The 26,017-nt window shown below is 59.9% G+C and carries 23 protein-coding genes; 12 read left to right on the forward strand and 11 right to left on the reverse strand.

Going from position 1 to position 26,017, the window contains the following annotated elements; translation table 11 throughout:
• The 4 genes from AC1RP7_RS12595 to AC1RP7_RS12610 form a co-directional block, all read left to right on the forward strand.
• Positions 1 to 1,211, forward strand: a 1,211-nt coding sequence (locus AC1RP7_RS12595; protein ID WP_493183988.1) for a calcium-binding protein, incomplete at its 5' end; no start/stop codon positions are given.
• Positions 1,212 to 1,261: 50 nt separating this feature from the next.
• Positions 1,262 to 1,993 carry a hypothetical protein gene (locus AC1RP7_RS12600; RefSeq protein WP_349735504.1) on the forward strand — a complete coding sequence of 244 codons (732 nt, stop codon included), beginning with the start codon at positions 1,262 to 1,264 and terminating at the stop codon, positions 1,991 to 1,993.
• A 154-nt stretch (positions 1,994 to 2,147) separates the two neighbouring features.
• On the forward strand, positions 2,148 to 4,187 hold the full coding sequence (locus tag AC1RP7_RS12605; protein ID WP_489338892.1) for an oxidoreductase: 2,040 nt from the start codon (positions 2,148 to 2,150) through the stop codon (positions 4,185 to 4,187).
• Between the two features lie 156 nt (positions 4,188 to 4,343).
• Positions 4,344 to 5,270, forward strand: a complete 927-nt coding sequence (locus AC1RP7_RS12610) for a 1-aminocyclopropane-1-carboxylate deaminase/D-cysteine desulfhydrase (RefSeq protein WP_493180743.1) — start codon at positions 4,344 to 4,346, stop codon at positions 5,268 to 5,270.
• Positions 5,271 to 5,304: 34 nt separating this feature from the next.
• Here the strand turns inward: AC1RP7_RS12610 and AC1RP7_RS12615 are convergent, their stop codons facing one another.
• The 3 genes from AC1RP7_RS12615 to AC1RP7_RS12625 all read right to left on the reverse strand — a co-directional run bounded on the left by AC1RP7_RS12615 (position 5,305) and on the right by AC1RP7_RS12625 (position 8,215).
• Positions 5,305 to 5,865 (reverse strand): cytochrome b, encoded by a 561-nt coding sequence (locus tag AC1RP7_RS12615; protein ID WP_218496167.1) that lies wholly within the window; start codon positions 5,863 to 5,865, stop codon positions 5,305 to 5,307.
• Between the two features lie 258 nt (positions 5,866 to 6,123).
• A complete protein-coding gene (gene phnX / locus AC1RP7_RS12620; protein WP_102671614.1) occupies positions 6,124 to 6,951 on the reverse strand; it encodes a phosphonoacetaldehyde hydrolase in 828 nt (275 codons plus the stop codon).
• Between the two features lie 154 nt (positions 6,952 to 7,105).
• Positions 7,106 to 8,215 (reverse strand): 2-aminoethylphosphonate--pyruvate transaminase, encoded by a 1,110-nt coding sequence (locus AC1RP7_RS12625; RefSeq protein WP_493180744.1) that lies wholly within the window; start codon positions 8,213 to 8,215, stop codon positions 7,106 to 7,108.
• Between the two features lie 109 nt (positions 8,216 to 8,324).
• Between AC1RP7_RS12625 and AC1RP7_RS12630 the strand changes: the two genes are divergently transcribed.
• Entirely contained in the window at positions 8,325 to 9,188 is an 864-nt protein-coding gene (locus tag AC1RP7_RS12630) for a LysR substrate-binding domain-containing protein (RefSeq protein ID WP_154861372.1), read from the forward strand.
• 121 nt (positions 9,189 to 9,309) lie between these two features.
• On the opposite strand, the gene AC1RP7_RS12635 is transcribed toward AC1RP7_RS12630, so the two are convergent.
• Positions 9,310 to 10,182, reverse strand: a complete 873-nt coding sequence (locus AC1RP7_RS12635) for a LysR family transcriptional regulator (protein WP_057714111.1) — start codon at positions 10,180 to 10,182, stop codon at positions 9,310 to 9,312.
• A gap of 268 nt (positions 10,183 to 10,450) precedes the next feature.
• On the opposite strand from AC1RP7_RS12635, the gene AC1RP7_RS12640 reads away from it, so the two are divergent.
• The gene (locus AC1RP7_RS12640; protein ID WP_057714112.1) at positions 10,451 to 11,776 is read left to right on the forward strand and encodes an MFS transporter; all 1,326 of its coding nucleotides are present in this window, start codon (positions 10,451 to 10,453) and stop codon (positions 11,774 to 11,776) included.
• A 70-nt stretch (positions 11,777 to 11,846) separates the two neighbouring features.
• Entirely contained in the window at positions 11,847 to 13,238 is a 1,392-nt protein-coding gene (locus AC1RP7_RS12645) for an FAD-dependent oxidoreductase (RefSeq protein WP_493180745.1), read from the forward strand.
• 3 nt (positions 13,239 to 13,241) lie between these two features.
• Here AC1RP7_RS12645 and AC1RP7_RS12650 read toward each other — a convergent pair whose 3' ends face one another.
• Positions 13,242 to 14,663 (reverse strand): type VI secretion system Vgr family protein, encoded by a 1,422-nt coding sequence (locus AC1RP7_RS12650; protein WP_493180746.1) that lies wholly within the window; start codon positions 14,661 to 14,663, stop codon positions 13,242 to 13,244.
• Positions 14,664 to 14,888: 225 nt separating this feature from the next.
• Between AC1RP7_RS12650 and AC1RP7_RS12655 the strand changes: the two genes are divergently transcribed.
• Complete coding sequence (locus AC1RP7_RS12655) at positions 14,889 to 15,593, forward strand: YebC/PmpR family DNA-binding transcriptional regulator (protein WP_056854673.1); 705 nt, start codon at positions 14,889 to 14,891, stop codon at positions 15,591 to 15,593.
• Between the two features lie 132 nt (positions 15,594 to 15,725).
• On the opposite strand, the gene AC1RP7_RS12660 is transcribed toward AC1RP7_RS12655, so the two are convergent.
• From AC1RP7_RS12660 to AC1RP7_RS12675, 4 genes are all read right to left on the reverse strand, one after another.
• Positions 15,726 to 17,039 carry a leucine-rich repeat-containing protein kinase family protein gene (locus AC1RP7_RS12660; protein ID WP_493180747.1) on the reverse strand — a complete coding sequence of 438 codons (1,314 nt, stop codon included), beginning with the start codon at positions 17,037 to 17,039 and terminating at the stop codon, positions 15,726 to 15,728.
• A gap of 125 nt (positions 17,040 to 17,164) precedes the next feature.
• Entirely contained in the window at positions 17,165 to 18,289 is a 1,125-nt protein-coding gene (gene zapE, locus AC1RP7_RS12665; RefSeq protein ID WP_489338886.1) for a cell division protein ZapE, read from the reverse strand.
• Between the two features lie 164 nt (positions 18,290 to 18,453).
• Positions 18,454 to 19,206, reverse strand: coding sequence for an anti-sigma factor family protein (locus tag AC1RP7_RS12670; RefSeq protein WP_407515654.1), 753 nt, complete (start codon positions 19,204 to 19,206; stop codon positions 18,454 to 18,456).
• Complete coding sequence (locus AC1RP7_RS12675; protein ID WP_493180748.1) at positions 19,203 to 19,709, reverse strand: sigma-70 family RNA polymerase sigma factor; 507 nt, start codon at positions 19,707 to 19,709, stop codon at positions 19,203 to 19,205. The genes AC1RP7_RS12670 and AC1RP7_RS12675 overlap by 4 nt, the downstream gene beginning before the upstream one ends.
• A gap of 158 nt (positions 19,710 to 19,867) precedes the next feature.
• Here AC1RP7_RS12675 and AC1RP7_RS12680 point away from each other — a divergent pair, with 158 nt between their 5' ends.
• From AC1RP7_RS12680 to AC1RP7_RS12690, 3 genes are all read left to right on the forward strand, one after another.
• The gene (locus tag AC1RP7_RS12680) at positions 19,868 to 20,953 is read left to right on the forward strand and encodes a catalase family peroxidase (RefSeq protein WP_493180749.1); all 1,086 of its coding nucleotides are present in this window, start codon (positions 19,868 to 19,870) and stop codon (positions 20,951 to 20,953) included.
• Positions 20,950 to 21,495 (forward strand): cytochrome b, encoded by a 546-nt coding sequence (locus tag AC1RP7_RS12685; protein WP_057714120.1) that lies wholly within the window; start codon positions 20,950 to 20,952, stop codon positions 21,493 to 21,495. Before AC1RP7_RS12680 ends, AC1RP7_RS12685 begins: the two co-directional genes overlap by 4 nt.
• Before the next feature lie 162 nt (positions 21,496 to 21,657).
• Positions 21,658 to 23,178, forward strand: coding sequence for a hypothetical protein (locus AC1RP7_RS12690; protein ID WP_493180750.1), 1,521 nt, complete (start codon positions 21,658 to 21,660; stop codon positions 23,176 to 23,178).
• 72 nt (positions 23,179 to 23,250) lie between these two features.
• Here AC1RP7_RS12690 and AC1RP7_RS12695 read toward each other — a convergent pair whose 3' ends face one another.
• The gene (locus tag AC1RP7_RS12695; protein WP_493180751.1) at positions 23,251 to 24,402 is read right to left on the reverse strand and encodes a M14 family metallopeptidase; all 1,152 of its coding nucleotides are present in this window, start codon (positions 24,400 to 24,402) and stop codon (positions 23,251 to 23,253) included.
• A gap of 486 nt (positions 24,403 to 24,888) precedes the next feature.
• On the reverse strand, positions 24,889 to 25,230 hold the full coding sequence (locus AC1RP7_RS12700; protein ID WP_223504161.1) for a DUF6124 family protein: 342 nt from the start codon (positions 25,228 to 25,230) through the stop codon (positions 24,889 to 24,891).
• A gap of 129 nt (positions 25,231 to 25,359) precedes the next feature.
• On the opposite strand from AC1RP7_RS12700, the gene AC1RP7_RS12705 reads away from it, so the two are divergent.
• The gene (locus tag AC1RP7_RS12705) at positions 25,360 to 26,007 is read left to right on the forward strand and encodes a LexA family protein (protein ID WP_340314102.1); all 648 of its coding nucleotides are present in this window, start codon (positions 25,360 to 25,362) and stop codon (positions 26,005 to 26,007) included.
• Positions 26,008 to 26,017: the final 10 nt, after the last annotated feature.

Here is a 26,017-nt window from a genome sequence, read left to right on the forward strand (position 1 = left end):
AGGGTAATGACGCAATGGTCGGCGGAGTCGGCAACGATACCTTCCGCGTCGATTCCGCCGGGGACCTGGTGGTCGAGGCAGCGGGTGAAGGTGCCGATTCGGTACAAACGACGCTGAACAGCTACACACTGGGTGCCAATGTCGAGCATCTGCTCTTCACCGGAACCGGCAACTTCACCGGTAACGGCAACGCGTTGAACAACGTCATGACCGGTGGGACGGGTAATGACAGCCTCGACGGCGCTGGCGGCAACGACACATTGATGGGTGGAGCCGGTAACGACGTCCTCACGGGTGGTGCGGGTAATGACGCAATGGTCGGCGGAGTCGGCAACGATACCTTCCGCGTCGATTCCGCCGGGGACCTGGTGGTCGAGGTGACGGGTGAGGGTGCCGATTCGGTACAAACGACGCTGAACAGCTACACACTGGGTGCCAATGTCGAGCATATGCTCTTCACCGGAGCCGGCAACTTCGTCGGCAACGGCAACGCGTTGAACAACATCATCACCGCCGGGGCCGGTAATGACAGCCTCAACGGTGGTGCTGGCAACGACACGCTGTTGGGTGGCAGCGGCAACGACGTCATTGATGGCGCTGTAGGGGCTGACCGGATGGAAGGTGGAGTCGGCAACGATACCTTCCGCGTCGATTCCGCCGCGGACGCGGTGGTCGAGGTGGCGGGTAGCGGTGAGGACTCCGTACAGACGTCGCTGAACAGTTACACACTGGGCGCCGATGCCGAGCATCTGCTCTTCACCGGAGTCGGCAACTTCGTCGGCACCGGCAACGCGTCGAACAACGTCATGACCGCTGGGGTGGGTAATGACACCCTCAACGGTGCTGGCGGCAACGACACATTGTTGGGCGGCCTGGGCGACGACAACCTTGATGGTGGTGCGGGCAACGATAGTGTTGCGGGCGGTGCCGGCAACGACACGATGAATGCCGCCAGTGGCAACGATATCTTCGTGTTCGGCGCGGGCTTCGGCAATGACCGGATCCTCGGCTTCGATACCGACGCTGCGGGAGGGCAGGATCTGCTCAATATCGCCGCGCTCAACATCACGGCGGCGACCTTTGGCAGCAGTTTCAACGTCGTCGATCTCGGTGCGGATACGATGCTCAGCTTCGGAGCTGGCAACATCACCCTGGTAGGTGTGGGAGATCCAAACACCCTCTCGGCCACAGACTTCATTCTGGCCTCTTGAGGTCCTGATAAGGACTGTCGCAGGGAGCGTGAACCACGGAGGGGAGGGCAATGGATGCCCTCCCTTTCTCTTTTCACTCTCCGGGGTTTTGTCCGCAATACCATCCGTTATCGGGGGGGCCAGCAGCGTACTGGAACTCATCAAACAGGTTGGAACCGAGCGGCGAAATCAAAAAACAATGGAAAAAAGGAAACCCTGCCTTGAACATTTCAGCCATCTGCGTCTTGAGCAGCCTATTGGTTTCGATCGCGGCTTTTGCTACTGGGGTGACTCCACTCTTCGACCTGGACTTCACCAGGTCCGCCACGGAAACGCTGAAAAAACTGAATATCGACGACGCTGGTATTATCGCCGTCTCAAGTCCTGCCGCGTTTACCTTCTGCCGAAAAGGATCGCCAACGCTATGGAAGTATCAGGTGTTGGATCTGGAGCAACTGGCGGCGAACCAGACTGGCCAAAAGCGCACTTCGACGGATGATCAGCGTATTACCGTTGAGGAAATCGACAGCGCCGCCTGCGAGCAGGATCACCTTGCGCTATTGGTCAAACCGGCTATTACGCGTGGACTGGTCCTTGGCCTGATCACCCTGTTTCTGTTGCTAGGCATCCGACACACCTACCGGGCAATCCAGTATTGCCGTTATGACCAGTCCGGGTTTTCGAAATCCGGATTGCAGCGGTTGAGCGAATCCCGGTTACCGCATCATTCAACGGTAATGGCGTTGACCGCGTGGGGTGTAGCCGCGGCCATGGCATTTGTTTACTTCGGGTTTTGGGCATGATCACTGATAGCCCAATGTTGCTGCTCATTTCGATCAATAAGTTGTCATTTACGGTCATTGAGGGATGACGGCACGACTCTTAGTCTGTCGAACATGACTGATGGGGGCCGCAGAGCTCCCGCACTTTCCGTGATCGCTCGATGTGGAGTTACCGATGACCGCCGCTCAATACCCGCACCTGTTGGCTCCGCTGGACCTGGGGTTCACCACGCTGCGCAATCGCACCCTGATGGGGTCGATGCACACTGGCCTTGAAGAGAAACCGGGTGGCTTCGAGCGCATGGCGGCGTACTTTGCCGAGCGTGCCCGTGGCGGTGTCGGCCTGATGGTCACCGGCGGTATCGGCCCGAATGACGAGGGTGGCGTGTATTCCGGCGCAGCCAAGCTGACGACCGAAGAAGAGGCGCTCAAGCACCGTATCGTCACCCGTGCCGTGCATGACGCGGGCGGCAAGATCTGCATGCAGATCCTCCATGCCGGTCGTTATGCCTACAGCCCGAAACAGGTTGCGCCAAGTGCGATCCAGGCACCGATCAACCCGTTCAAGCCCAGGGAGCTGGACGAGGAAGGCATCGAGAAACAGATCAGCGATTTCGTCACCTGCTCGGTACTGGCGCAAACCGCCGAGTACGACGGTGTGGAAATCATGGGTTCCGAAGGTTATTTCATTAACCAGTTCCTCGCCGCCCATACCAACCACCGTACCGACCGCTGGGGTGGCAGCTATGAAAACCGCATGCGCCTGCCGGTGGAGATCGTTCGTCGCGTGCGTGAAGCGGTAGGCCCGAACTTCATCATCATTTTCCGTCTGTCGATGCTCGACCTGGTTGAAGGCGGCAGCACCTGGGAAGAGATCGTTCAACTGGCCAAGGCCATCGAGCAGGCCGGCGCGACCATCATCAACACCGGTATCGGCTGGCACGAAGCGCGGATTCCGACCATCGCCACCAAAGTGCCGCGCGCGGCGTTCAGCAAGGTTACGGCCAAGTTGCGGGGTTCGGTCAATATTCCGCTGATCACCACCAACCGTATCAACACCCCGGAAGTCGCCGAGCAGATCCTGGCCGAGGGCGATGCCGACATGGTGTCCATGGCACGGCCGTTCCTCGCCGACCCGGATTTCGTCAACAAAGCCGCTGAAGGTCGTGCCGATGAAATCAACACCTGCATCGGTTGCAACCAGGCCTGCCTCGACCACACGTTCGGCGGCAAGCTGACCAGTTGCCTGGTGAACCCGCGTGCCTGCCACGAAACCGAGCTCAACTATCTGCCCGTGCAGCAACTGAAGAAAATCGCCGTGGTCGGTGCCGGCCCTGCCGGTCTGTCCGCCGCGACCGTGGCCGCCGAGCGTGGCCATCAGGTGACGCTGTTCGATTCGGCCAGCGAAATCGGCGGTCAGTTCAACATTGCCAAGCGCGTTCCAGGCAAGGAAGAGTTCTACGAAACGATTCGCTACTTCAACCGCAAGTTGCAGACCACCAACGTCGAGGTGTGCCTGAACACCCGCGTCGACGTGGCCGGGCTGGTCGAGGGCGGCTACGACGAAATCATTCTGGCCACCGGCATTGCGCCGCGTGTGCCGGCCATTCCAGGGGTGGAAAACGCCAAGGTGCTGAGCTACCTGGACGTGATCCTGGAGCGCAAGCCGGTCGGCAAGCGCGTCGCGGTGATTGGTGCCGGTGGTATCGGTTTCGACGTTTCCGAGTTCCTTGTGCATGAAGGCGTCGCCACCAGTCAGGATCGCGCCGCGTTCTGGAAGGAATGGGGCATCGATACACACCTTGAAGCGCGCGGCGGCGTCGCCGGTATCAAGGCCGCGCCCCATGCGCCGGCCCGCGAGGTGTTCCTGCTGCAACGCAAGACGTCCAAGGTCGGCGACGGCCTGGGCAAGACCACCGGCTGGATTCATCGCACGGGCCTTAAGAACAAACAGGTGCAGATGCTCAACAGCGTTGAATACCTGAAGATCGACGACGAAGGCCTGCACATCCGCATCGGCGAAACCGGCGAAGCCCAGGTGCTGCCAGTGGACAACATCGTGATTTGCGCCGGGCAGGATCCGCTGCGCGAGTTGCATGACGGCCTGGCGGCGGCGGGGCAGAGCGTGCACCTGATCGGCGGCGCGGATGTCGCGGCAGAGCTGGATGCCAAGCGGGCGATCAATCAGGGGTCGCGGTTGGCGGCGCAGTTGTAACAGACCGGTCAAGCGTGCCAACGGCCATCGCGAGCAAGCTCGCTCCCACACTGAATCTGTGTCGTTCAGCAGATCGAAGGTGGGAGCGAGCTTGCTCGCGATGGCTGCCTTTGAGCGACTAGAATGTACTTTCTTTTTTAGCTCAATCAGGCGCCAATGCTTCTCCCTCCCTCCACCTGGTTACCCCAGGCCCCCCTCGACCCCCTTCACCTCGACTGGCTCACTCAAGCCGGCATCGAAGTGGCAGTCCTGCGGCTGGACCGGATCGATCCGCTGATCAGCGGCAACAAATGGTTCAAGCTCATCGAACACCTGAAGACCGCCGACCGTCTGGGTGCCGAAGGCATCATCAGTCTCGGTGGCGCGCACTCCAATCATCTTCATGCGTTGGCGGCGGCGGGCAAGCGATTGGGCTTTTCCACCGTCGGCCTGTTGCGCGGGCATCCTCAGCAAACCCCGACGGTCAAGGACTTGCAGGCGTTCGGCATGGAGTTGCACTGGCTGGGCTACGCAGGCTATCGAGCGAGGCATGAAGCGGGTTTCTGGCAACCCTGGCAAACCCGCTACCCGACATTGCATCCGGTGCCTGAAGGGGGAGGTGGATTACCCGGTGCTGAAGGTTGCATGCAATTGCGGGCCAGGGTTTGTACCCAATTGGCGGGCTTGGGCTGGAGTGACTATGACGGCTGGTGGCTGGCCTGCGGAACCGGCACGACCCTGGCCGGCCTGGTGCTGGCCGAAGCGGGGGATCATCCGGTATATGGTGCCCTGGCGGTGCCGGATGACCACGGGGTGGCGCAGCAGGTCGAGCGGATCGTGCAGGAAGCGGGGGTGGTCGATGCAGTGTATGAGCTGTTCGAGGCCAGTCGCGGCGGGTTTGCCAAGGTTGATCCGTTGCTGCTCGACTTTATTGAAAAGACGGAGCAGGCGGGAAATATTCCACTGGAGCCGCTGTATACCGGCAAGGCACTGCTGGCACTCAAGCACCAAGTGGAAGCGGGCAAGTTCGCCCGGGGCACGCGGCTGATCTTCGTCCACACTGGCGGCTTGCAGGGGTGGCGGGGATTCAATTCACAAACCTGAAAGTCACCGAAAACCAATGTGGGAGCGGTCAAGTTCAGGCGTCGCGGTTTACCCGCTTGGGCATCATCCGCAGCAATGTGTTATCGCCCACCACATAATGGTGATACAGCCCGGCCACGGCATGCAGGCCGATCAGCCAATAGCCGATAGTGCCGCCGAGCTCATGCCAGCCCTGGAGCTGTTTGGCCAGGTCCTTGTTTTCCGCTACCAGCATCGGCAGGTCGACACCGTAGAACATCACCTGATTGCCTTTGGCGCTGGTGACCAGCCACCCGAGAATCGGCGTGACGATCATGAAAATGTACAGCGCCCAGTGCATCAGCCTGGCCAGTGTCGTTTGCCAGTGCGGCGAGGCCGGGAAGATCTGCGGCGCCGGGCCGAGGCTGCGTGCGAACAATCGCAGCCAGACCAGAACGAATACGGTCAGGCCGAGCATGAAGTGTGATTCGACGATCAGCGTGCGCGCGCCACTGCCCTTGGGAAAGAATCCGCGAAACTCGATACAGGCGTAAACCAGGACCAGCAGGACCAGCATCAGCCAATGCAGCGCGATCGATACGGTGCTGTAGCGCGACTCAGAGTTTTTCCACGGCATGGGGTGTTCCTCAGAGGTCCGGTTTAAAGCCACCGTTCTTGTCCGACGGTGTGCGTTAACTGTAATCCTGTTTCACCGGATTTGCCTGAGGCGATTGGTCGCTGGGTGTTCTGGTTCGGGTAAAGGCAGAGAAAAACCTTGTAGGAGCGAGCTTGCTCGCGATGGTCGCCAACGATGACGCATACCCACTGGGTAACCGCGGCATTCTTGAGACCATCGCGAGCAAGCTCGCTCCTACAGGAGGGGGCGTTGCGTTTTTTAGCTCGACTGTGGCATTTCGCCGTTGGCCAGGCGCTTGTTGATGTCGGCGATCACTTCCGGCAGATCGGTGATGGTGTCGATCATGTAATGCGGGCGTGAACCTTCGAACATCCCGTGGATGCGCTTGCGCTCGCTGTCCAGTTGGTCGCAGCCCAAGGCGCGATAGCCTTCGTAGTCCAGGCCCAGGGCGTTGCCCGAGCAGATCAGCGCAACGGTCCACATGCCGGCGCGGCGGCCTTCGAGAATGCCCGGCACGGTGTCATCGATCTTCACGCACGCGGCGACATCGTCGATGCCCAGGGCGATGACGTTGGCCAGCGCCTGGGCGGGCCATGGGCGACCATTTGGGACTTCGTCGGTGGCGACCACGTGGTCGGCCACGTAACCGTTGGTGGCAGCCAGTTCGACCACCTTGTCCATGACCTGTTTCGGGTAACCGGAGCAGGAACCGATCTTGATCCCTTGCTGGCGCAGGTTGGCGATGGTCTCCAGTGCCCCGGGAATCAGCGCCGAGTGCTCGGCGATTTTTTCGATCTGCAGCGGCATGAAACGCTGGTAGATCGCAGTGACGTCATCGTCGGTCGGCGTGCGGCCGAACACTTTGCGATAACGCTCGGCAACTTCCGGCAGATCGCACAGGGTGCGGATGTGGTCCCACTTGCCCATGCCCATCGGGCCACGGGCCTCTTCGATGGACACCTGGACGTCGAACTCGGCGAAAGCCTCGACGAAAATCTGCGTCGGGGCGAAGGAGCCGAAGTCGACCACGGTGCCGGCCCAGTCGAGGATGGCGGCTTGCAGCTTGGTTGGGTTGGCGTAGTTCATGGCGTTTGGATTCCTGTGATATCGATCTATTCGGACATTCAGCTTTTCTGTGGGAGCGAGCTTGCTCGCGATAGCGGTCTTACATTCAACATGTGTGTCGACTGATCGGGCCTCATCGCGAGCAAGCTCGCTCCCACAGGGAATGTGGTGTGGTTTAGATGTCGAGCACTTCCATCTCGCGCAACACTTTGGCAATCGCCGCCACCGCTTCGCGCATTTGCGCCGGGTTGACATGGCCGATGCAGCCGACGCGGAAGGTTTCGACCTGGGTCAGTTTGCCGGGGTAGAGGATGTAGCCCTTGGCCTTGACCCGCTCGTAGAATTCTTTGAACGCGTAGCGCGGATCTTTCGGGGCGTGGAAGGTGGCGATGATCGGCGCCTGGATAGCCGCCGGCAGGAAGCTGCGCAGCCCCAGTTTGCCCATCTCTTCCATCAATGCCTGGCAGTTGGCGGCGTAGCGTTCGTGCCGCGCCGGCAAGCCGCCTTCTTCGTTGTATTGCAGCAGGGCTTCGTGCAGCGCCGCGACCACATGGGTCGGCGGGGTGAAGCGCCACTGGCCGGTCTTGGCCATGTAGGCGTGCTGGTCCTGCAAGTCCATCGCCAGCGAATGCGAGTTGCCGGCGGCGCTGGCCAGGGATTCTTTGCGAGCGAAGACAAAACCCATGCCCGGCACGCCCTCCAGGCATTTGCCCGAGGCGGCGATCAGTGCGTCGAACGGCACTTGCTGCGCATCCACGGGCAGGGCGCCGAAGGAGCTCATGGCGTCGATGATCAGGCGCTTGCCGTGTTGCGCCACTACTTGGGCGATCTCTGGCAGCGGATTGAGGATGCCGGTACTGGTTTCGCAGTGAATCAGGGCGACATGGGTAATGTCTTGATCGGCACGTAGCAGGCGGTCGACGTCGGCGGCGGTGGTCGGCTCATCTTCTGCGGTTTCGAAGGTACTGAAGGAGCGGCCCAGTACTTCGCAGATTTTCGCCAGGCGTTTGCCGTAGGCGCCGTTGATCAGGACCAGAATCTTGCCGTCCCGAGGCACCAGCGTGCCGATCGCTGCCTCGACCGCGAAGGTGCCGCTGCCTTGCAAAGGCACGCAGTGGTGGGTGGCAGTGCCGTTGATGATGGCCAGCAGTTGCTCGCAGAGGCTGGCGGTCAGTTGATTGAAGCGGTCATCCCATGAACCCCAGTCGATCATCATCGCCTGACGGGTGCGGGGCGACGTGGTCAACGGGCCGGGGGTGAGCAGGATGGGTTCGGCAGTACTCATTCTCGTGTCCTCGCAATCGATGGGATGAAGCTACGGGGCTTAAATTGCAATTTGCCGTGTTATCAATCAAATTGTTTATTGTTATGCCAGCCATCAGTGAGGGTTATTCATGAACCTGTTTCAGCTCCGCGCCTTCGATGCCGTGGCCCGGGAAGGCAGTTTTACCCGGGCGGCGGCGCGGCTGTTCATCAGCCAGCCGGCGGTCACCGGGCACATCAAGGCCCTGGAGGAGCACTACCAGATCACCCTGCTGCGCCGCACCGCCCGACGGGTGGAGCTGACGGAGGAGGGCACCAAACTGGCGGCAATCACCCGGGCGATGTTCGGCCTGGCCGAAGAGGCGCAGGTGATGCTCGAAGCCAACCGGCAATTGCTGACCGGGCGTCTGGAGGTGGCGGCGGACGGCCCGCACATGGTCATGCCGATGCTCGCCAGCCTGCGGGCGCGTTATCCGGGGATCACGGTGAACCTGCGCCTGGGCAACGCCCAGGAAACCCTGGCGGCGCTACTGTCCGAACATGCCGACGTGGCGGTGCTGACCGAGGTCGAGCCGCGCAAGGGCCTGCATCTTCAGGCGCTGAACGAATCGCGGATTTGCGCACTGGTGCCCGACGGGCATCCTTGGGCGCAGAAGACTAAAGGCGTGCAGCTCAAGGAACTGGATCAGGTGATCATGGTGCTGCGCGAACCGAGTTCGATTACCCGGCGCACCTTCGATGAGGCTTGCGCCCAGGCCAGGGTCAATCCACGGGTGTTGCTGGAACTGGACAGCCGCGAAGCGGTGACCGAGGCGGTGGCCGCCGAACTGGGGGTGGGGGTGGTGTCGTCGGTGGAGGTCAGCCACGATCCACGGGTGGCGGCGGTACCGATCATTGGCGAGGGGTTGGTAAACCGGCACATGATTGGTTGTATGGAGCGGCGGCGGGACTTGCGCTTGATTCAGGCGTTTTTCGGGTTGGCGCCAGTCAGGTAGACCGAGTTGCCTGCATCGCGAGCAAGCTCGCTCCCACAAGGGATTTGCGTCGACCACAGATTATTCAGACGATACACCACCACTGTGGGAGCGAGCTTGCTCGCGATGGGGCCGGACCTGCCTACACAAGACTCTCGCGCACCATCTCAAGAAACGTCGCCACCACCCGCCGCGAACTCTGCTCGCGCAAGCACACCAGGGTTTCCGTCAGCCTGCGTTTGCAATCGATAATCGGCAGCGCACACACACGCGAATCCGCGCCAAACTCGGCAGCCGACACCACGCCCACCCCAATCCCCACCACCACTGCCTCCCGAGCTGCCTCGCGACCTTCAACCTGAATCGCCGGCCGAATGCGAAACCCGGCCCCCGCCATTTCCTCCTCCAGCGTCTGCCGGGTCACCGAACCGATTTCCCGCAACACCAGTGGCGTGTCGTCGAGGTCGGCGAGGGTGATGGATTCGCGGTCGGCCCACGGATGATTGCGCGACACGAACGCCACCATCGGGTCGTTGCGCAGGGGCAGTGAAATCAGGCGTTCATCGCTGACATCACGGCCCAGCAATGCAAGGTCGGCCTGGTAGTTGAACAGTCGAAAAAGCGACTCGTCGGTGTTGCCGGTTTCGATCTTCACGCTGATCCCGGGGTAGCGTTCGCAGAACCGGGCAATCTGCGGCAGCACGTGCACCGGTGCATCCACTGCCAGAATCAGGCTGCCGGTCTGCAGGGCCTGGGATTCCTGAAGCAGTTCCTGGGCTTCCGCCTCGATCACAAAAAGCCGCTGGGTAACGCTCAACAGACGCTCGCCCAGATCGGTCAGGCGCACCGAGCGTTTGTTGCGGTGAAACAGCAAAACACCGTAGCGCTCTTCGAGCTTGCGCACCTGGTCGGAAATCGCCGGTTGCGTCAGAAACAGGCGTTCGGCGGCCTTGGTAAAGCTTCCATGGACCGCCACGGCGTGGAAAGCTTTGAGCTGGGCGTGGGACACCGACATGGGAATCTCCAGTAACAAGCTGAACTTATATTTGAAATACGATAAATCGATTTCACTTATTAATCAGTAATTGTTTTTATCCACCTCAGCCCCGCTGACTGGTCAGTCGAACAGCAGCGGGTGCCATGAGCCTGTGCGTGCAACTACAGGACTCATCTGACCGGTATCCGCCGTAGGGACAGGGCGATATCGCAGTGCTCAACAATAAAAACACAGGCGTTTTCTTCCAATTCTGCCGGCACACTCACACCCTGAGGTCAGAACCACAATGAACAAGCACATCGGCACCATCAAGCGTTGGCGCGTGCAGATCTTCGCGATCACCTGGCTCGCCTACGCCGCGTTCTATTTCACCCGCAAAGCATTCTCGGTCGCCAAGCTCGGTATTGGCGAAGACCCGACCTTCATGCTCGACAAAATGGCCATGGCCAACCTCGACGCCATCTACCTGACGGCTTACGCCGTCGGTCAGTTCACCTGGGGCATCCTCGCAGACCGTTTTGGCCCGCGAGTTGTGGTGCTCGGCGGGTTGCTGATTTCCGCCGCCGCGGCGCTGGTGATGGGCAACTTCGCAACGTTACCGATTTTCGCTACCTGCATGCTGATACAAGGCCTGGCGCAGTCCACCGGTTGGTCGGGGCTGTGCAAGAACCTCGGCAGCTTCTTTCCCTCCGAGCAACGCGGACGGGTATTGGGCCTGTGGAGTTCCTGCTACGCCTTTGGCGGTCTGGTAGCCTCGCCGTTTGCCGGTTGGTGGGCGTACACGCTCATCGGCAGCTGGCATGCGGCGTTCATTTCCAGTGCGGCGGTGGTTGGGCTGGTCGCCGTGCTGTTTTTTATTTTCCAACGCAACAAACCGGAGGACGTCGGCTTGCCGGCGGTGGAGCCGGAGCCTGAGCTGACCGCCGAACAAGCCGAGGCGCAAAGCAAAATCAGCATGTGGGAGCCTTTGAAGGAAATCCTGCGCAACCGCACGGTGCTGGTATTGGGATTGGCGTACTTCATGCTCAAGCCGGCGCGCTACGCGATTCTGCTATGGGGGCCGGTGATCGTCTTCGAACAGATGCCTTCGGTGGGCAAGGTCGGTGCGGCGATCATTCCGACTGCGTTTGAGCTGGCCGGGTTGCTCGGGCCGATCCTGATTGGCCTGGCCTCGGACAAACTGTTCGGCGCCCGGCGTATGCCGGCCTGCGTGATCAGCCTGTTGGCGCTGACGGTGTCCCTGGCGTTTTTCATGGGCGCCCTGCATACCGGCAGCGTGCTGCTGGTGGTGGCGCTGCTGTTCGTCATGGGCCTGACTCTCTACGGACCGGACTCGATGATCAGCGGCGCGGCCGCCATCGACTTCGGCACCGCCAAGGCCGGCGCCACGGCAGCCGGTTTCGTCAACGGCTGCGGTTCGGTCGGGGCGATTCTCGGCGGGCTGCTGCCGGGCTACTTCGACACCGTTACCGTGTTCATCGTCTTCGCCGGCTGCGCCATGTTCTCGGCGCTGGTATTGATCCCGCACTGGAACAGCCGCCCCGGTGGCCTGGGCACTCACTTCGCCTACGTGCCCAATCAAGCGATGACCATCAAACCCCTGCGTACCTGAATCCTGTCCCTCGTCGCCTGCTGCACCTGCGGCAGGCCGGCGTGTGGGCCACTGACCGGAGATTGACCCCATGAGACCCTTTTGGCTGGACCAGGCCTTGAAGGCTGATGCATCCGAAACCTGTCCGCCACTGGAAGGCGACGCCCGCGCCGATGTCTGTATCGTCGGCGGTGGTTACACCGGGTTGTGGACCGCGATCATGCTCAAGGAGCAGAACCCCGAACTGGATGTGTTGCTGATCGAAGCGGACATCTGCGGTGCCGGGGCCAGTGGACGCAATGGCGGTTGTGCGTTGTCGTGGTCGGCCAAGTATTTCACCCTCGAACGTTTGTTCGGTGTCGAAGAAGCCGTGCGTCTGGTCAAGGAGTCGGAGCGCAGCATCCATGCCATCGGCGCCTTCTGCGAACAGTATGGGGTGGACGCCGATTACCGCCTCGATGGCACCCTCTACACCGCGACCAATCGCGCTCAGGTCGGCTCGACCGACGCTGTGATCGCGGCGCTGGAGCGCAATGGCATCAACTCGTTCACCCAGCGGCCAGTGGCCGATGTGCAGCGCATGGCCGGTTCCAGCAAACACCTGGAAGGCTGGTTTTCCCCGGCCGCGGCCAGTGTGCAGCCAGGCAAACTGGTGCGTGGCTTGCGCCGGGTAGCCCTGCAGCTGGGGGTGAGGATTCATGAAAACACCGCGATGACCGGGCTGGAGGAGGGCCGGCCGGCGGGCATTCAAACCCCCAAGGGCAGCATTCGCGCCGACCGCGTGGTGCTGGCGATGAACGCCTGGATGGCCCGGGCGTTCCCGCAGTTCGAACGCAGCGTGGCGATCGTTTCCAGCGACATGCTGATCACCGAACCTCGGCCGGATTTACTCGACGAAATCGGCCTGACCAGCGGCGTCACGGTGCTCGATTCGCGGATTTTCGTGCACTACTACCACAACACGCCTGACGGCCGGATCATGCTCGGCAAGGGCGGCAACACCTTTGCCTATGGCGGGCGCATGCTGCCGGTGTTCGATCAGCCATCGCCTTATGCCGGCCTGTTGCAGAGCAGTCTCGCGGATTTCTTCCCGGCGTTTGCCGGCGTCAAGGTCGAGGCGACCTGGAACGGTCCATCGGATCGATCGGTGACCGGGCTGCCGTTCTTCGGGCAGATGAGCGCCAGTGGCAATGTGTTTTACGGTTTCGGCTATTCCGGCAGCGGCGTCGGCCCCTGCCACATGGGCGGGCAGATTCTGGCGTCGATGGTTCAAGGCCTGGACAACCCCTGGACCCGTTCGCCGCTGGTCAATGGCCCTCTGGGTTTTTTCCCGCCGGAGCCGATTCGCTATATCGGCTCGCTGATGGTGCGCAACGCCATCCGCCGCAAGGAGCGCGCGGAAGATCACGGGCATCGGCCACGGCATCTGGACGTGCGTCTGGCGAAGTTCGCTGCTGCAGCCGGCAAGGCTGACAAGGGTTGAGCGTCAGGGTGCAGGGTCCGAGCGGGTGAGCAGCCAGTCGAACAGCAGGCGGGTATCGCCACGGGGCTCATGCGGGTGAGGGCGGTGAGGTTGTGGCCGAGGGCCCATGGCCGTACAAAGCACCGGGCGATCCGGGTCACTGTCGAGGAAAATCACCAGTACCTCGCTGCCAGCCACGGGCAAGCGGGCCGGATCGATCCAGTCCTCGGCGGTGGTCAGTGCCAGCGGTAGCCACAGGCCGTTGGACTCTTCTGCGGCTGGTTGGGTGGCGGGCCAGAGGTTCACCTGAACCCGGCCATCCTCGTCCACTGCCGCCGGTTGCCCGACCGGGCCGCACACGCGACCGGGCTGATACCCGGGGATACTCGGCCTGGGTTGTTTGAGCGCTGGCCTGAACTCCGTCGACCAGGGGATGGCGCTGAATTGATTGCGGTAACCCGAGGCCATGCCCGGTGTGTCGTCGAGCAGAATGGATGATTGACACCCCTGATGGCGGATTTCGGTAACCAGCCACTGATCATTGAAATTCGCCAGCGGGTGCTCGGCCACTTGCAGGATCCGGCCACTGCGTAATGCCCCCTGGCTACTTTGACCGTGGATCTGCTGGTGACGGCAGCGCAGGCGTTCCAGTTGTCGACGGCTGAGCTGGTCGCGATGTTGTTGCTCGCCAGCGGGACAGTGCCTCGCCGTGGCGAACGAGTGATTGGCTGCGCCTTCGCTGATGTCCGCTGCACCCGGATTCCTGGCGCCTGGACGCACAGGGGAGAGCGTGGCGTCATGGCGCTGGAACAGTTCGCTGATCACCGTTTCCTGGTGTTCGCCGGGGGCGCCGCCGCTCATCGACATGAGCAGTGGCTCTTGGGGAAAGCTCAAGCTGTCGTCGGCCAGCACCAGCACATGGCCGTCGCGTTGATGCTCGAAGTGATAGTGAATGCCTTCTTCCTCGCACAGCCGTTGCAGCAACGCCAGGTCGGATTCTTCGTACTGAATGCAAAAAGGTCGCAGGGGATAGTGCCTGGTTGCCAGTTCAAAGCGATAACTGCTGGCGGGCAACCCATGTTCCTCCAGCAATTGGCGCAGGATCATGGGCACGCTGGCGTGCTGGAAAATACGTCGGCATCGTTGCTGTTCCAGCACCTGGACACGAGGCACCAGCACCAGCTTGTAAGCGACCCGGTGCCCGCTTCGATGTTCACAACTGGCGCTGTCCAGCACGCCATGAATGCCTTGATCGTGGCCGAATTCGAGGAACGCCGGTTGGTGCAGCAATCGCTCAAGGTTCAGGGCTGGTGCCAGCCCGATCACCTCGATGTCGAATCGATAGGGCTGGTTGAGAGCTTCATGACCACTGAACCGGACCACCTGGAAGCTCAGGTCGTCTTCGAGAAGCGTCAGGGTGGTGGGACTATCCTTGTCGTTGTGCATCGAACGCGCTACCGCTGTGGAGTAGGGTGCAAAGCGTACGAAACCCCGGCGCATTGCGGGTACGGTAAAGCGACATTTCCGAATTGCCCTACAACCGCTGGTGAAGATGTCGATGCAAGTCGGGATTTTTTGGTCGATTGCCAACTTTAGGCCGTATAAACTTGTGCAAAGCGTCGGCCAATAGATGTCTCGGCGCCACAGATGCCACAGATAAGAGAGTGAGAAATGGGCGCACAGTGGAAGGTTAAACACAAAGAAGCGGCAGCCAATGCCAAGGGCAAGATCTTCGGCAAACTGGTGAAAGAAATCACCATTGCTGCGCGCAACGGCGCTGATACTGCTACCAACGCGCACTTGCGCCTGGTGGTTGAACAGGCCAAGAAAGCTTCGATGCCCAAGGAAACACTGGATCGTGCCATCAAGAAGGGCGCGGGCCTGCTGGGCGAAACCGTGCAATACCATCGCGTGACCTATGAAGGGTTCGCCCCGCATCAGGTGCCGTTGATCGTTGAGTGCGTGACCGACAACATCAATCGCACCGTCGCCGAGATCCGCGTGGCGTTCCGCAAGGGGCAGCTGGGGGCTTCCGGTTCGGTGGCCTGGGACTTCAACCACGTCGGCATGATCGAAGCGTCGCCGGACACCCCGGATGCCGATCCGGAAATGGCCGCCATCGAAGCCGGTGCACAGGATTTCGAGCCGGGTGAAGAGGGTGCAACCCTGTTCCTGACCGAACCGACCGACCTCGACGCGGTGCAGAAAGCCCTGCCGGAACAAGGCTTCACCGTGCTGTCGGCCAAACTGGGCTACCAGCCGAAAAACCCGGTCAGCGGCCTGAGCGATGAGCAGATGGCGGAAGTCGAAGCGTTCCTCGAAGGCCTCGATAACCACGACGACGTGCAGGACATGTTTGTCGGGTTGGCGGGTTAAGTCTTTGTGTCAATGACGGTCATGTTGTTTGACAGACCGTCATCGTCGGATCGCCGCCCGGAGCAAGCTCGCCCCCACAGGTTTAGCGCTACCCTGTGGGAGCGAGCTTGCTCGCGATTGACCGCGCAGCGGTCACAGACTTTCCAATTGCCGCACGATTTCGCTGAACCCCGGCCGTAGCAGCACTTGCGGCTGGCAGCAACGCTGTTGCAGATCTTCCAGTACCCCACGCTGTTCGTCGCTCAACCCCGAATTGACCCGCTCCAGCAGTTCGCCCAGCAACACCCCGAACGCCCGCACCTCGATCCGCTGCAAGGCGCGGCTTTCCAGGCTGTCGGAAATCCTGTGGAACGACGCCGCGCCAAAATCCCCCAGCAAGCAATCGCCCTGTTCATTCCACAGAATATTGTGCCCGTAGAGATCGCCATGGGTGATGCCGTGGTTGTGCAAGTGTTCGGCCACCGAGGCAATGCCCGAGGCAATGCGCAGCGCCACCGCCGCACTGAAACGCAAGCCTTCGGCATAAATGTCGCGGCTGCACGACGCCAGGCTCGGCAGGCTGGCGAGGTTGCGAAAACTCGGCGGAACCAACTGCATGACCAGCCCGGCGGTTTGTTGCGGGTGATCGACAATCCGCCCTTCGACGCGAATCAGATTCGGGTGCAGGCCCGCGGTGATGCAGGCGTTCATCTCGTGCAGCGGCGAGCCATCGCTGGTCATTTCGCCCTTGTAGAGCTTCACCGCAACTGGCATGGCCGGTTGGTCGGTCGGTTGCCAGACAGCTTGATGAATCACTCCGGACGCCCCTTCGCCGAGTTTTTTCTCCAGGTGCAATGCCGACCAGTCAATGCGCGGTGTGGCATCGAGGGCGGCGGCATCGGCTTCGGTTTCCAGCGGATTACCGGCGTAGGCCAGCCAGGTCAGGCTTGGCAGCGTCAGCAGCCATTGCGGCAAGTCGGTGAACTGGTTGGCGGCGATGCGGATCAGCTCCAGCCGATGACAATTGTGCATCGACTCCGGCAACGCCTGCAGGCGGTTACCGGCAAGCATCAGCTTTTGCAGGTATGGCCGCTCTCCCAACGCGCTCGGCAGCGTCTCGATGCAATTGTCGGTCAGGATCAGCCAGCGCAGCAGTGGTGGCAGTGCCGCTGCGGGCACGTGGGCTATACGGTTGGCCTTGAAGCCGATCATCGTCAGTGCAGCGCATTGGCCAACACAGGCCGGCAACTCGGTGAAACGGTTATCGGAGCAGAACAGTACGCGCAAACGGGACAGGCGATGCAAGTCCTCTGGCAACGCGCTCAGAGCATTGCCGCTGAGGTTGAGCACTTCCAGCGAATCCGCCAGATCGAAGATCTCCCGGGGAAACTCGGTCAGGCCCTCGGCCAGATCCAGCCGCGTGATGCCCGACAACTCGCCGGCGCGCAATTGAGCAAGGGTATGCATGAACAGATTCGCCATTAACCTAGAGGAGGGCGCGGGGCCCTGGAAATGGGCGACATGATAGCGGGAAAGATGTGGGGCCGGGCTTGCTCGCGAAGAGGCCCCTCAATACAACAAAAAGCTATCGATCAGACCGGTTCGCTGACTTCGACCAGTTGTCCCAATCGGCTGCGCGTGCGCGCCAGATCAATGGCATCGCCACCCAGGCTTTCGCGCAATGAGTGCTGCCCGAGCAACGTCAACTGCTTGTCCTGGTCGTACAGCACGTCGATGAGATTGATAAAACGCTGCTGGGCGGCAATCGTGCAATCGCCCAGCAGTGGCAGTTCATCGATGATCCAGCGGTCGAACTGGCGGCACAGCTCCAGATAATCCATCACCGCCGTGGGCTGATCGCACAAATCGGTGAAGGTAAAACCGACGCCGCGCCCTTCGCAGAAACGTGCTCGCAAATGCCGGGTACCTACCGGCAACGAAACAGGCGGGGCATTGTGCCTGGGCAGGTTCAGCGATTGTCGTTGCGCCACGCTCGCCGGCCAGACGTAGTGACCTTGAGTGAACAACTGATGCGCATGGGTTCGGGCCTGGCTGCGGTAGTCGTGGGGCCCGCCGACCTCCATCACCTGCATGCGCGTATTGATCAAGTCGATCACCGGTTTGAAGCGGGCGTGGTACAGCGGATTGGGCAACAGGCCTTCGGGCGGATAATTGGAGGTGACCAGCAACAGGATGCCGCGCTGGAACAGTGCCTTGAACAACCGGGTGATGAGCATCGCATCGCCGATGTCGTGCACATGGAACTCATCGAAACACAGCACCCGGCAATCGCTGAGCAGTTCATCGAGGGTGATCGCCAGGGCGTCGGCCTGATCGCGGTGCTCGAACATGCCCTGGTGCAGTTGGGCGAAAAAATGATGGAAGTGCAGACGTTGTTTTTGCGCGAGGGGAATGGCCCGGAAAAACCCGTCGAGCAGCCAGCTTTTGCCGCGCCCCACGGCACCATGCAGGTAAAGGCCGGGAAGGGGTTTCGCCGCAGTGCCCATCAGCATGCAGGCATGCCGGGCCATGCAGTCGATCACCCGCTGTTGGCTGTGACTGAGGGTGTAACCCTGGGCATGGGCCTGATGGCGAAAGTAGTCGTGGATGACTTGGCCTGTCGCGGCGCTACCGGGCGCCGGTGCCTTGCCGAGAAGGCGACGCAACGTTTGCCAGCGCGATTTGATTCGCGAACGGCTGGGCGGTCGAACGGCCACTGGGATATCACCTCTGGTGTACGGGCAGGCTCTTTGTGCTGCGGCGCCATAGTGTAACCAGAGCAGGGAATCTGCTTCCAGCAGTGTCGGCATATTCCGGGCCACCGTCACTGGGCTCTGAAGGAACACCGCAAACTCCCACAAAAAAAGCAGCTGGATGGCGATCAGAATTGAGTGGTCTGTTTGAGCATCCGTGCCGCTGGTGTATCCGCCGGGCTGACCATCGCATAGTTGTAGCCACTTCCCGACCAGTACTCGGCCTGCAACTCGCCATCACTGCGACTGCCCCTGGGCAGCAGGAAGTTTTTCGGCCCTGGCGGGCGCACGTAGAAACTGATTTTCTGCCCGCTCTGGTTCTCGTAGACCACCATCGCCGCCGGGCCTTGCTCGGTGCTCAGCAGGCGCCCGCTGACCGGTTTGAAACCGGCATCCGAAAGGTCGGGCAGGCGGTTGGCCTGTGTGAAGTAGCGGTCGAGCCAGCCTTGCATGTCACCGTCGTCGCCGACTTTGAAATCCGCCGGCAGGAGGCCTTGCTGGGCAATCAGGCGATACGCCTGCAGCGCATCGGTCATTGGAAGCTGGGGGCTCGCCAGTGTCATCTCCCGCGCTTGCCAGCCGCTGAAACCGCCGACGCTGACGGCGATGAACAGCACCGCGGCACTGGCCAGGTGTCTACGGGATTGGCGTTTAAGACGTTGGCGTATAACCGCCGGATCCAGGTCCGGGTTCGACGGTTGTTGCAAGGCACCACTCAGCGCTGCGCGCAGTGCCTGGGCATCCTGCTGCCAGGCGCGCACTTGCGCGGCCATCTGCGGGTTACCGGCCAGAAACGTCTCCACCTGGCGTCGGTCGGCGTCGCTCAGTTGGTGGTCGACGTAGGCATGCAGGTCACGTTCGCTGGGGGGCATGCTGATCATTTGAGTCTCCGCAGGGAAGGGCGGTTGATTTCGCCATCGCTGAGTTGGCGCAGGGCCTGGCGAGCTCGGGACAGGCGGGACATCACGGTGCCGGTGGGTATGTCGAGAATCTCGGCGACCTCTTTGTAACTCAAACCTTCCACCGACACCCAGAGCAGCAGCGCGCGCTGCTCGGTGGGCAGCCGGTCGAAGGCGTTGAGGGTCGATTGGGCAATCACGGTGCGCTCCACCGAGGGCTGGGCATCGTCACGCCTGGTGAAGAATTCGAGCATGCGCGCATAGCGCCGGGAGCGACGGTGGGCATCGAGAAACTGCCGATAGAGAATCGAGAACAGCCAGGCGCGCAAGTCGCCCTCGGCGCGTTTGCCAGCCCAACTCGAGAGTGCCCGCTCCAGGCTCGCCTGCACCAGGTCGTCAGCGCTGCTGGTGTTGCGCGTCAACGACACGGCGAACCGTCGCAATCCTGGAATGATTTCCCTCAGTTGTTCGTCGATATCGTTCATGAAGTTCTGACTAGTCACTACGCTTGGGACTAGGAAGACGTCCGGTACCGGAGGTTATTCCACGTCAGAAAAAATAAACACCGCGCGTGGGAATAAACCTGCATGCGGTGCGTCTGCTTGATTCTTCTCACTTGTGGCCGATGGCCCTGGAGTCTTTCATGGTAGATCGATCATCACCGCCAACCCGGCCACCCTTGAGTGCGGCAAGCCTGACGTTGCGTCTGGCTGGCATTGCTGTGGTCGTTGCCGCCTTGGCTGGGGCGTTTGCCTACGTCAACGGCACCTTTGACCCACAGCGCCTGACTCCGAAGAAACTGATCAACGTGCTGGAAACCAACAACGGCGTGCATCCGGGTTTCCGTCGCAACCATTCCAAAGGCGTGTGCGTGATCGGGCATTTCGAGAGCAGCGGTGAGGCGCGCAGCTATTCCACCGCCCAGGTGTTCAACGAAGCTCGGACGCCGGTGGTCGGACGTTTCGCCTTGCCGGCCGGCAATCCTTACGCTCCGGACAGTGCCGTGCCGATCCGCAGCATGGCCTTGCGCTTCACCCAGGCCAACGGCCAACAGTGGCGCACGGGGATGAACAGCATGCCGGTGTTCCCGGTGGGCACGCCCGAGGCGTTCTATCAATTGCAGCAGGCGCAGTCACCGGACCCGGCTACGGGCAAGCCGAACCCGACCGCGGTTCCGGCGTTTTTCGGTGCGCATCCGGAAGCTGCGCCATTTCTGGCCTGGATCAAGACCGCCAAACCGTCAGCCAGTTACGTCACCGAGACCTATAACAGCGTCAACGCGTTTTATCTGGTGAACGCTGCCGGACAACGCCAGGCTGTGCGCTGGAGCATGGTGCCGGTAGCGCAGGATGCGTCGGGTGCCATGGCGCCCGAGGGCAGCGACTTTCTGGAGAAAGACCTGGTTCAGCGTATAGCCGCAGGACCGTTGCGTTGGCAGTTGAATATCATCCTGGCCAATCCCGGCGATCCCGTGAACGACGCCAGCAAAGCCTGGCCTGAAGGGCGCAAAGTGTTGAACGCAGGCACGCTGGTGCTGGAAAAAACCCAGCCGCAACTCAATGGCGAATGCCGTGACATCAATTACGACCCGCTGGTTTTACCCGCCGGTATCGAAGCATCCGACGACCCGTTGCTCGCCGCTCGTTCAGCCGGTTACGCCAATTCCTACCTGCGTCGCACCAGCGAAGTCAGCCAGTTGCCCGCCGCCAAACAGGAGGCCCAGCAATGAGCACCCAACCCAACCACTTCGCTCCATTGGCGCGACTGCTGCACTGGCTGATGGCACTGATGATCATCGCCATGCTGTTTATCGGTGCCGGCATGGTCGCCTCGGTGTCCGAACGGCATGAATGGCTGATCAATCTGCACAAACCTTTGGGTGTCGCGATCTTGCTGCTGGTGATCGTGCGGCTGGTGGTGCGGTTCTCCACCACGCAACCACCGCTGCCGGCGGATTTGCCGGGTTGGCAAGCGATGGCGGCCAAGGCCTCGCATGTATTGCTGTATGCCTTGATGCTGGTCTTGCCGCTGCTGGGCTGGACGATGATTTCGGCGTCGGGCGAACCGGTGATGCTCAGCAGTTCGCTGCAGTTGCCGTCGATCGTGCCGGCGAACGCCCAGCTGTTTGCGTTTTTGCGCAAGGCCCATGGGTATCTGGCGTATCTGCTGTTTCTGACCGTGTTGCTGCATTTGGCGGCCGCGTTGTTTCACGGCTGGGTGCGGCGGGATGATGTGCTGGACAGCATGTTGCGGGGCAAGGATCGCGGGTGATTTCAAAGACTGCGAGCCGGTTGTTGCTGAAGGTGGCTCGTTGACCTGTCAACTTTGACAGTTTCGCTCCCCTGAAAAAGCACGTTCAATGCTCAAAGACTGCAGTGGCCCCGGACGAGGTCAGTCGAACAGCACTGATCGTGTTATTCAGGGAGACGAACCATGTTCAAGACTGCAGGTGTGCGTTGTATACGGCGTGTTTCTTCAGCGCTATTGATTGTGTCGTTGGCTGTGTTGCTGGGTGCCTGTGCCCATACATCGCCGCCTGATCCGGGTGGGGTGAAAAGCTGGGTTGTGGAGAATGTTGCGAGTAAATCGACGGAGCAACTGTATGCGGATTTGATTAAACCGGGGGTGTTTGAACGGTCGAGCTCTAATGTGATTGATGGTTATACCGTTGAGAGCGGGAATCTATTGATGCCGGACAAGTCTGTCGGCTCATTGGTGACAGTCAGGTCTGGTAACGGTGGGTTGACTGCTGTAATTGAACAACCCGGAAACAATGGTTTGCTTGTTGTCAAGGGTAAAGGTGAAAGTCGCTTTACTCCTTTCCCAAAACGAGATTATTCGCTTCCGGATATGGTAGTGGAAGACGCAAATACCGTTGTGCCGAAGTCGCCAGCTTCGGCAGGACCCTATGTCATCGACATGCTCATTGGGTATTCACGTTCTGCGGTTGAGGCCGCTGGTGGAGATGCTCATGCCAATGCATTAGCGCAGGTGGAAAGCGTTAATTTGGCTTTGCGTAATTCGCTTGTAACAAATGTATCTCTGAAATTGGTTGGGGTGCAAGTTGTTGAAAATAACTATTCGATCACACCGGGAAATAATCAGACTTTAGGGCGGCTACCCGAGATTTTTTCTGAGGGTATGAAAACATTCGAGCCGGATATGGTCTATGGCGTGTTTTCAGGTCATCCCGATGACTCGGCAGGCGGTTGGGCGTATACGCCAGGCAGGTTTGCTATTGGCAATGTTTATGGAGAGGCGTTTCGTCATGAAGTAGGACATAACGCGGGCGGAATACATTGCCAGCATGATGGCGGAGGTATAATCCCCTATGGATATGGCTTTGCGAACGGAAAAACCTTCACTGCTCAATGCGGGAATGCTAACCCGTATTACTCAACACCCGCTGTGCGTGATGCTCATGGTTTACCTATAGGAAATGCCGCTACAGCGGATATGGCCCGTGTATGGCGTGAAAACGCTGAAAGAATGTCTATCTACAGTCCTCCTTTCGATGGCGAACGGATGATATTGGCTGGTATTGGTAATTACGCAGCAGCTAAACTAACTATTGCCAGGCAGCGACCACCGAGAGACAGCATGGTTGGTGTACTTGCATATCATGCCGATGAAGGTCCGGTTCAACTGCAAATAGGCGCAGGGCATCCCGTTACAACGGCTTTGACTGCGACTCTTATGGATCGCTCAGGAACACCATACAAAGTCAAGCTGCAAGGCAAAAAATCAATAGGAACATGTGTCAGTGTTGCTTTGAATACTGCACAGGATTGCTCCAATGGTGCGGATATGCACATCGTGATTGAGTATTCCAAGGCTGATAATCCTGATCTGCCTAGAGGGCAGTATACAGGGGAAATAAGACTGTACGGTGTCAGTTTAGGCGGGTCTTGGTCGAGGCCGATTAGAGTTGCAGTTTCAATCAGTGGAGATTGAGGGTTTAGACTTTCGGATTGTTGAGTCAGCGCAAGCACTATGCCCTTTTCACAGGGCATAGTGTTCGTTTGTTCAGCGCAACGTATCGACCATCTCCGCCACCGTCGTCAAAACATCCTTCCCCAACTGCTTCGACCGCTTGCCTGACCAGCCCGTCAACGGGTTCGGATGATCGTCATGATCCTTGAACGGCATTTCCAGGGTCAGCGACAGGCAGTCGTACTTCTGCCCCACGCTGTTGCAGGCCAGCGTCATGTTGGCTTGACCAGGCTCGTCGCGGGTGTAGCCGTGTTTGGTCTGGAAATCCTTTGTGGTGTGTTTCAGGTGGTTGCGGAAGTGTTCTTCGAGTTTTTCGATCCGCGGTGTGTAACCCGGATTGCCTTCGCAAGCAGCGGTGAACACATGAGGGATTTCCTCGTCACCATGGACGTCGAGGAACATATCGACGCCGTATTTTTCCATCTGCTGCTGAACGAACAGGACTTCCGGGCTGATTTCCTGGCTGGCGTTCTGCCAGGCGCGGTTCAGGTCCTGGCCCATGGCGTTGGTGCGCAGGTGTCCGTGGAAGGCGCCATCCGGGTTCATGTTCGGCACCAGGTACAGGTCGGCGCCGGCCAGCAGTTTGTTCAGCACCGGGTCGTCGTTCTTTTCCAGGCGCTCGATCACGCCTTCCATGAACCACTCGGCCATGTGCTCGCCCGGATGTTGCTGGGCAATCATCCACACCTTGCGCCGGCCTTCAGCCCCGGTGCCTTTGCGCAATAGCTGGATGTCGCGACCTTCGACACTCTTGCCGGTGGCCAGCAGTTCGGTGCCGGCCTTGGTCAGCGCCTGCTCGATCAGCCAGTCGTGGCGACCTCGGCTGTAGGGTTCGAAGTAGGCGAACCAGGCATGGGTCTGCTCGGCTTCGAGGCTGAAGCGCAGGCAGTCGCCTTCGAAAATGGTCGGTACGCGGAACCAGTTGACGTGGTCGTAGGACGCCACCGCCTGATAGCCGGCCCAGGCCTTGTTGTAGGAGGATTGGCTGGCATTGTTCAGGCGAAACCAGTGCTCCTGGCCGACATGCAGGCCGCTGGCCTTGAAGTGGAACCATTGGAAATGGTTGCTTTTGGTATCGGGGCGGATCGCCAGCAGGGGCTTGAGCGGGTCGCTGACATCGATTACCTGGATATTGCCGCTGTCGAAGTTGGCACTGATGTCGAAAGAAGATTTAGCCACGGCCATAATCGGGTCCTTGAATATGATTTTTATGGTGGCTACTTTACACGCAAGAGTGGGGTGAAACCGAGGGGAATTGCGGGGTGCGAGGGTGGGGGCGTCCTCCTTGACGCCGCCGCAGCTTAGAGACTATGCGATTGATTCTCAAGTGCTATCTGTCGCTGGTTTTAGCCAATGATGCCGGGCTTCTCTTGCCAACTGGAATTCTTTTGATATCATCCGCGCCATCGAATTTGCGGCACCCAAAGACTTCATTAGCCTGAAGCCAAAGCCAGAAAAACTGGCAAAAAAAAGACCCGGCAAAAAGCCGGGTCAAAAACCGTGATTAGCCTGATGAGGAGATAGTCCAGGAGACCGACCTAAGGTCACCTGGTCCATCGACTGATCTCGCGATCAGTTGATGCAATAATAATCATTCTCGTTTGCAAGTCAAACGTTTTTACCTGCGCGACAGGAAAATTCTTTCCTGCCCTCTCGATTTGTCTTCTCACCTCAACCGTTTTCATACTTCTCCAGCGATCGATCGACCATCGCCTTGGCCATGTCGATCATGTGCACCGTCGAAAATGCCAGGTCGCGGCTTGCGCCTTGCAGATGATTGGCGGACTCGTACGCGGTGGCGGCAGCACAGCGCAACAGGTCCAGGGCATGGACCAGCGCCTCTTCGCCGCTGATATTGCGGTTTACATCAAAAAAACGCGGCTCGGCCACTCCCTCCGAAACAGCTGGTTTCAAGTAATAGTCCAGCGCGCGTTGTGCCGCCGCTGAGTCCAGGGGCGAGGTAAAGGTGGTGTCGATGTGCATGTCCGGCAGGTCATTGGTGGGTTGGTTCATGGCGATGGCAAGCTCCGTGTTAGATTCAGATCCGTGAACCGATCCTAATACGAACTGTATTTGTGACGACAATTTAAATACTACATTTTGTGTTTTGATGGCTGGAGTCGCCCACGTATCGTGCCGCACATGGATAAATGGATTGAATTGGTCAAGGCCAAGATGAGTGAACTCAAAATCACTCAAGAGATACTCGCCGAGCGCCTCGGGATGTCCCAGGGCGGCATTGGCCACTGGCTCAACAAACGTCGTGAACCCGGCATCGAAGACATGAACCGTGTGCTGCGGGCGCTGGGCCTTGAGTTTCTCGAAGTGGCGCTGGTGATCCGGGAGCCGCAGGCGTCAACGGACGACGAAATCCCCCTGACACAGAAGTACAACCCGTACTTTCGCTACCCGGTCAGTGACTGGCGCGAACCTGCCGTAGTGCGTGACGGCGAGGTTCCGGTATACGGAAAAGGACACTTTGAACTGTCCGATTACCACGCCCGGGGGCCGGCATTCTGGTTGAGAGTGGCAGGCGATGCGATGACCGCACCCAATGGCATCAGTATCCCGGAAGGCATGCTGATCCTGGTGGACCCTGCGGTGGACGTCGAACCTGGCAAACTGGTCATTGCCCAGTGGCCGGGCAGCAACGAAGCCACGTTCCGCAAGCTCATCGAAGAGGGCGGGCAGCGTTATCTGGTCCCGCTCAATCCGACGTATCCGAAAGCCTTGTACACCGAAGAGTGTCGAATCATCGGTGTAGTGGTTCAGGCAACAGCCAGGTTCTGATCAGATCGGT

The sequence above is a fragment of the Pseudomonas sp. GW822-FHT01E03 genome, from assembly GCF_058802985.1.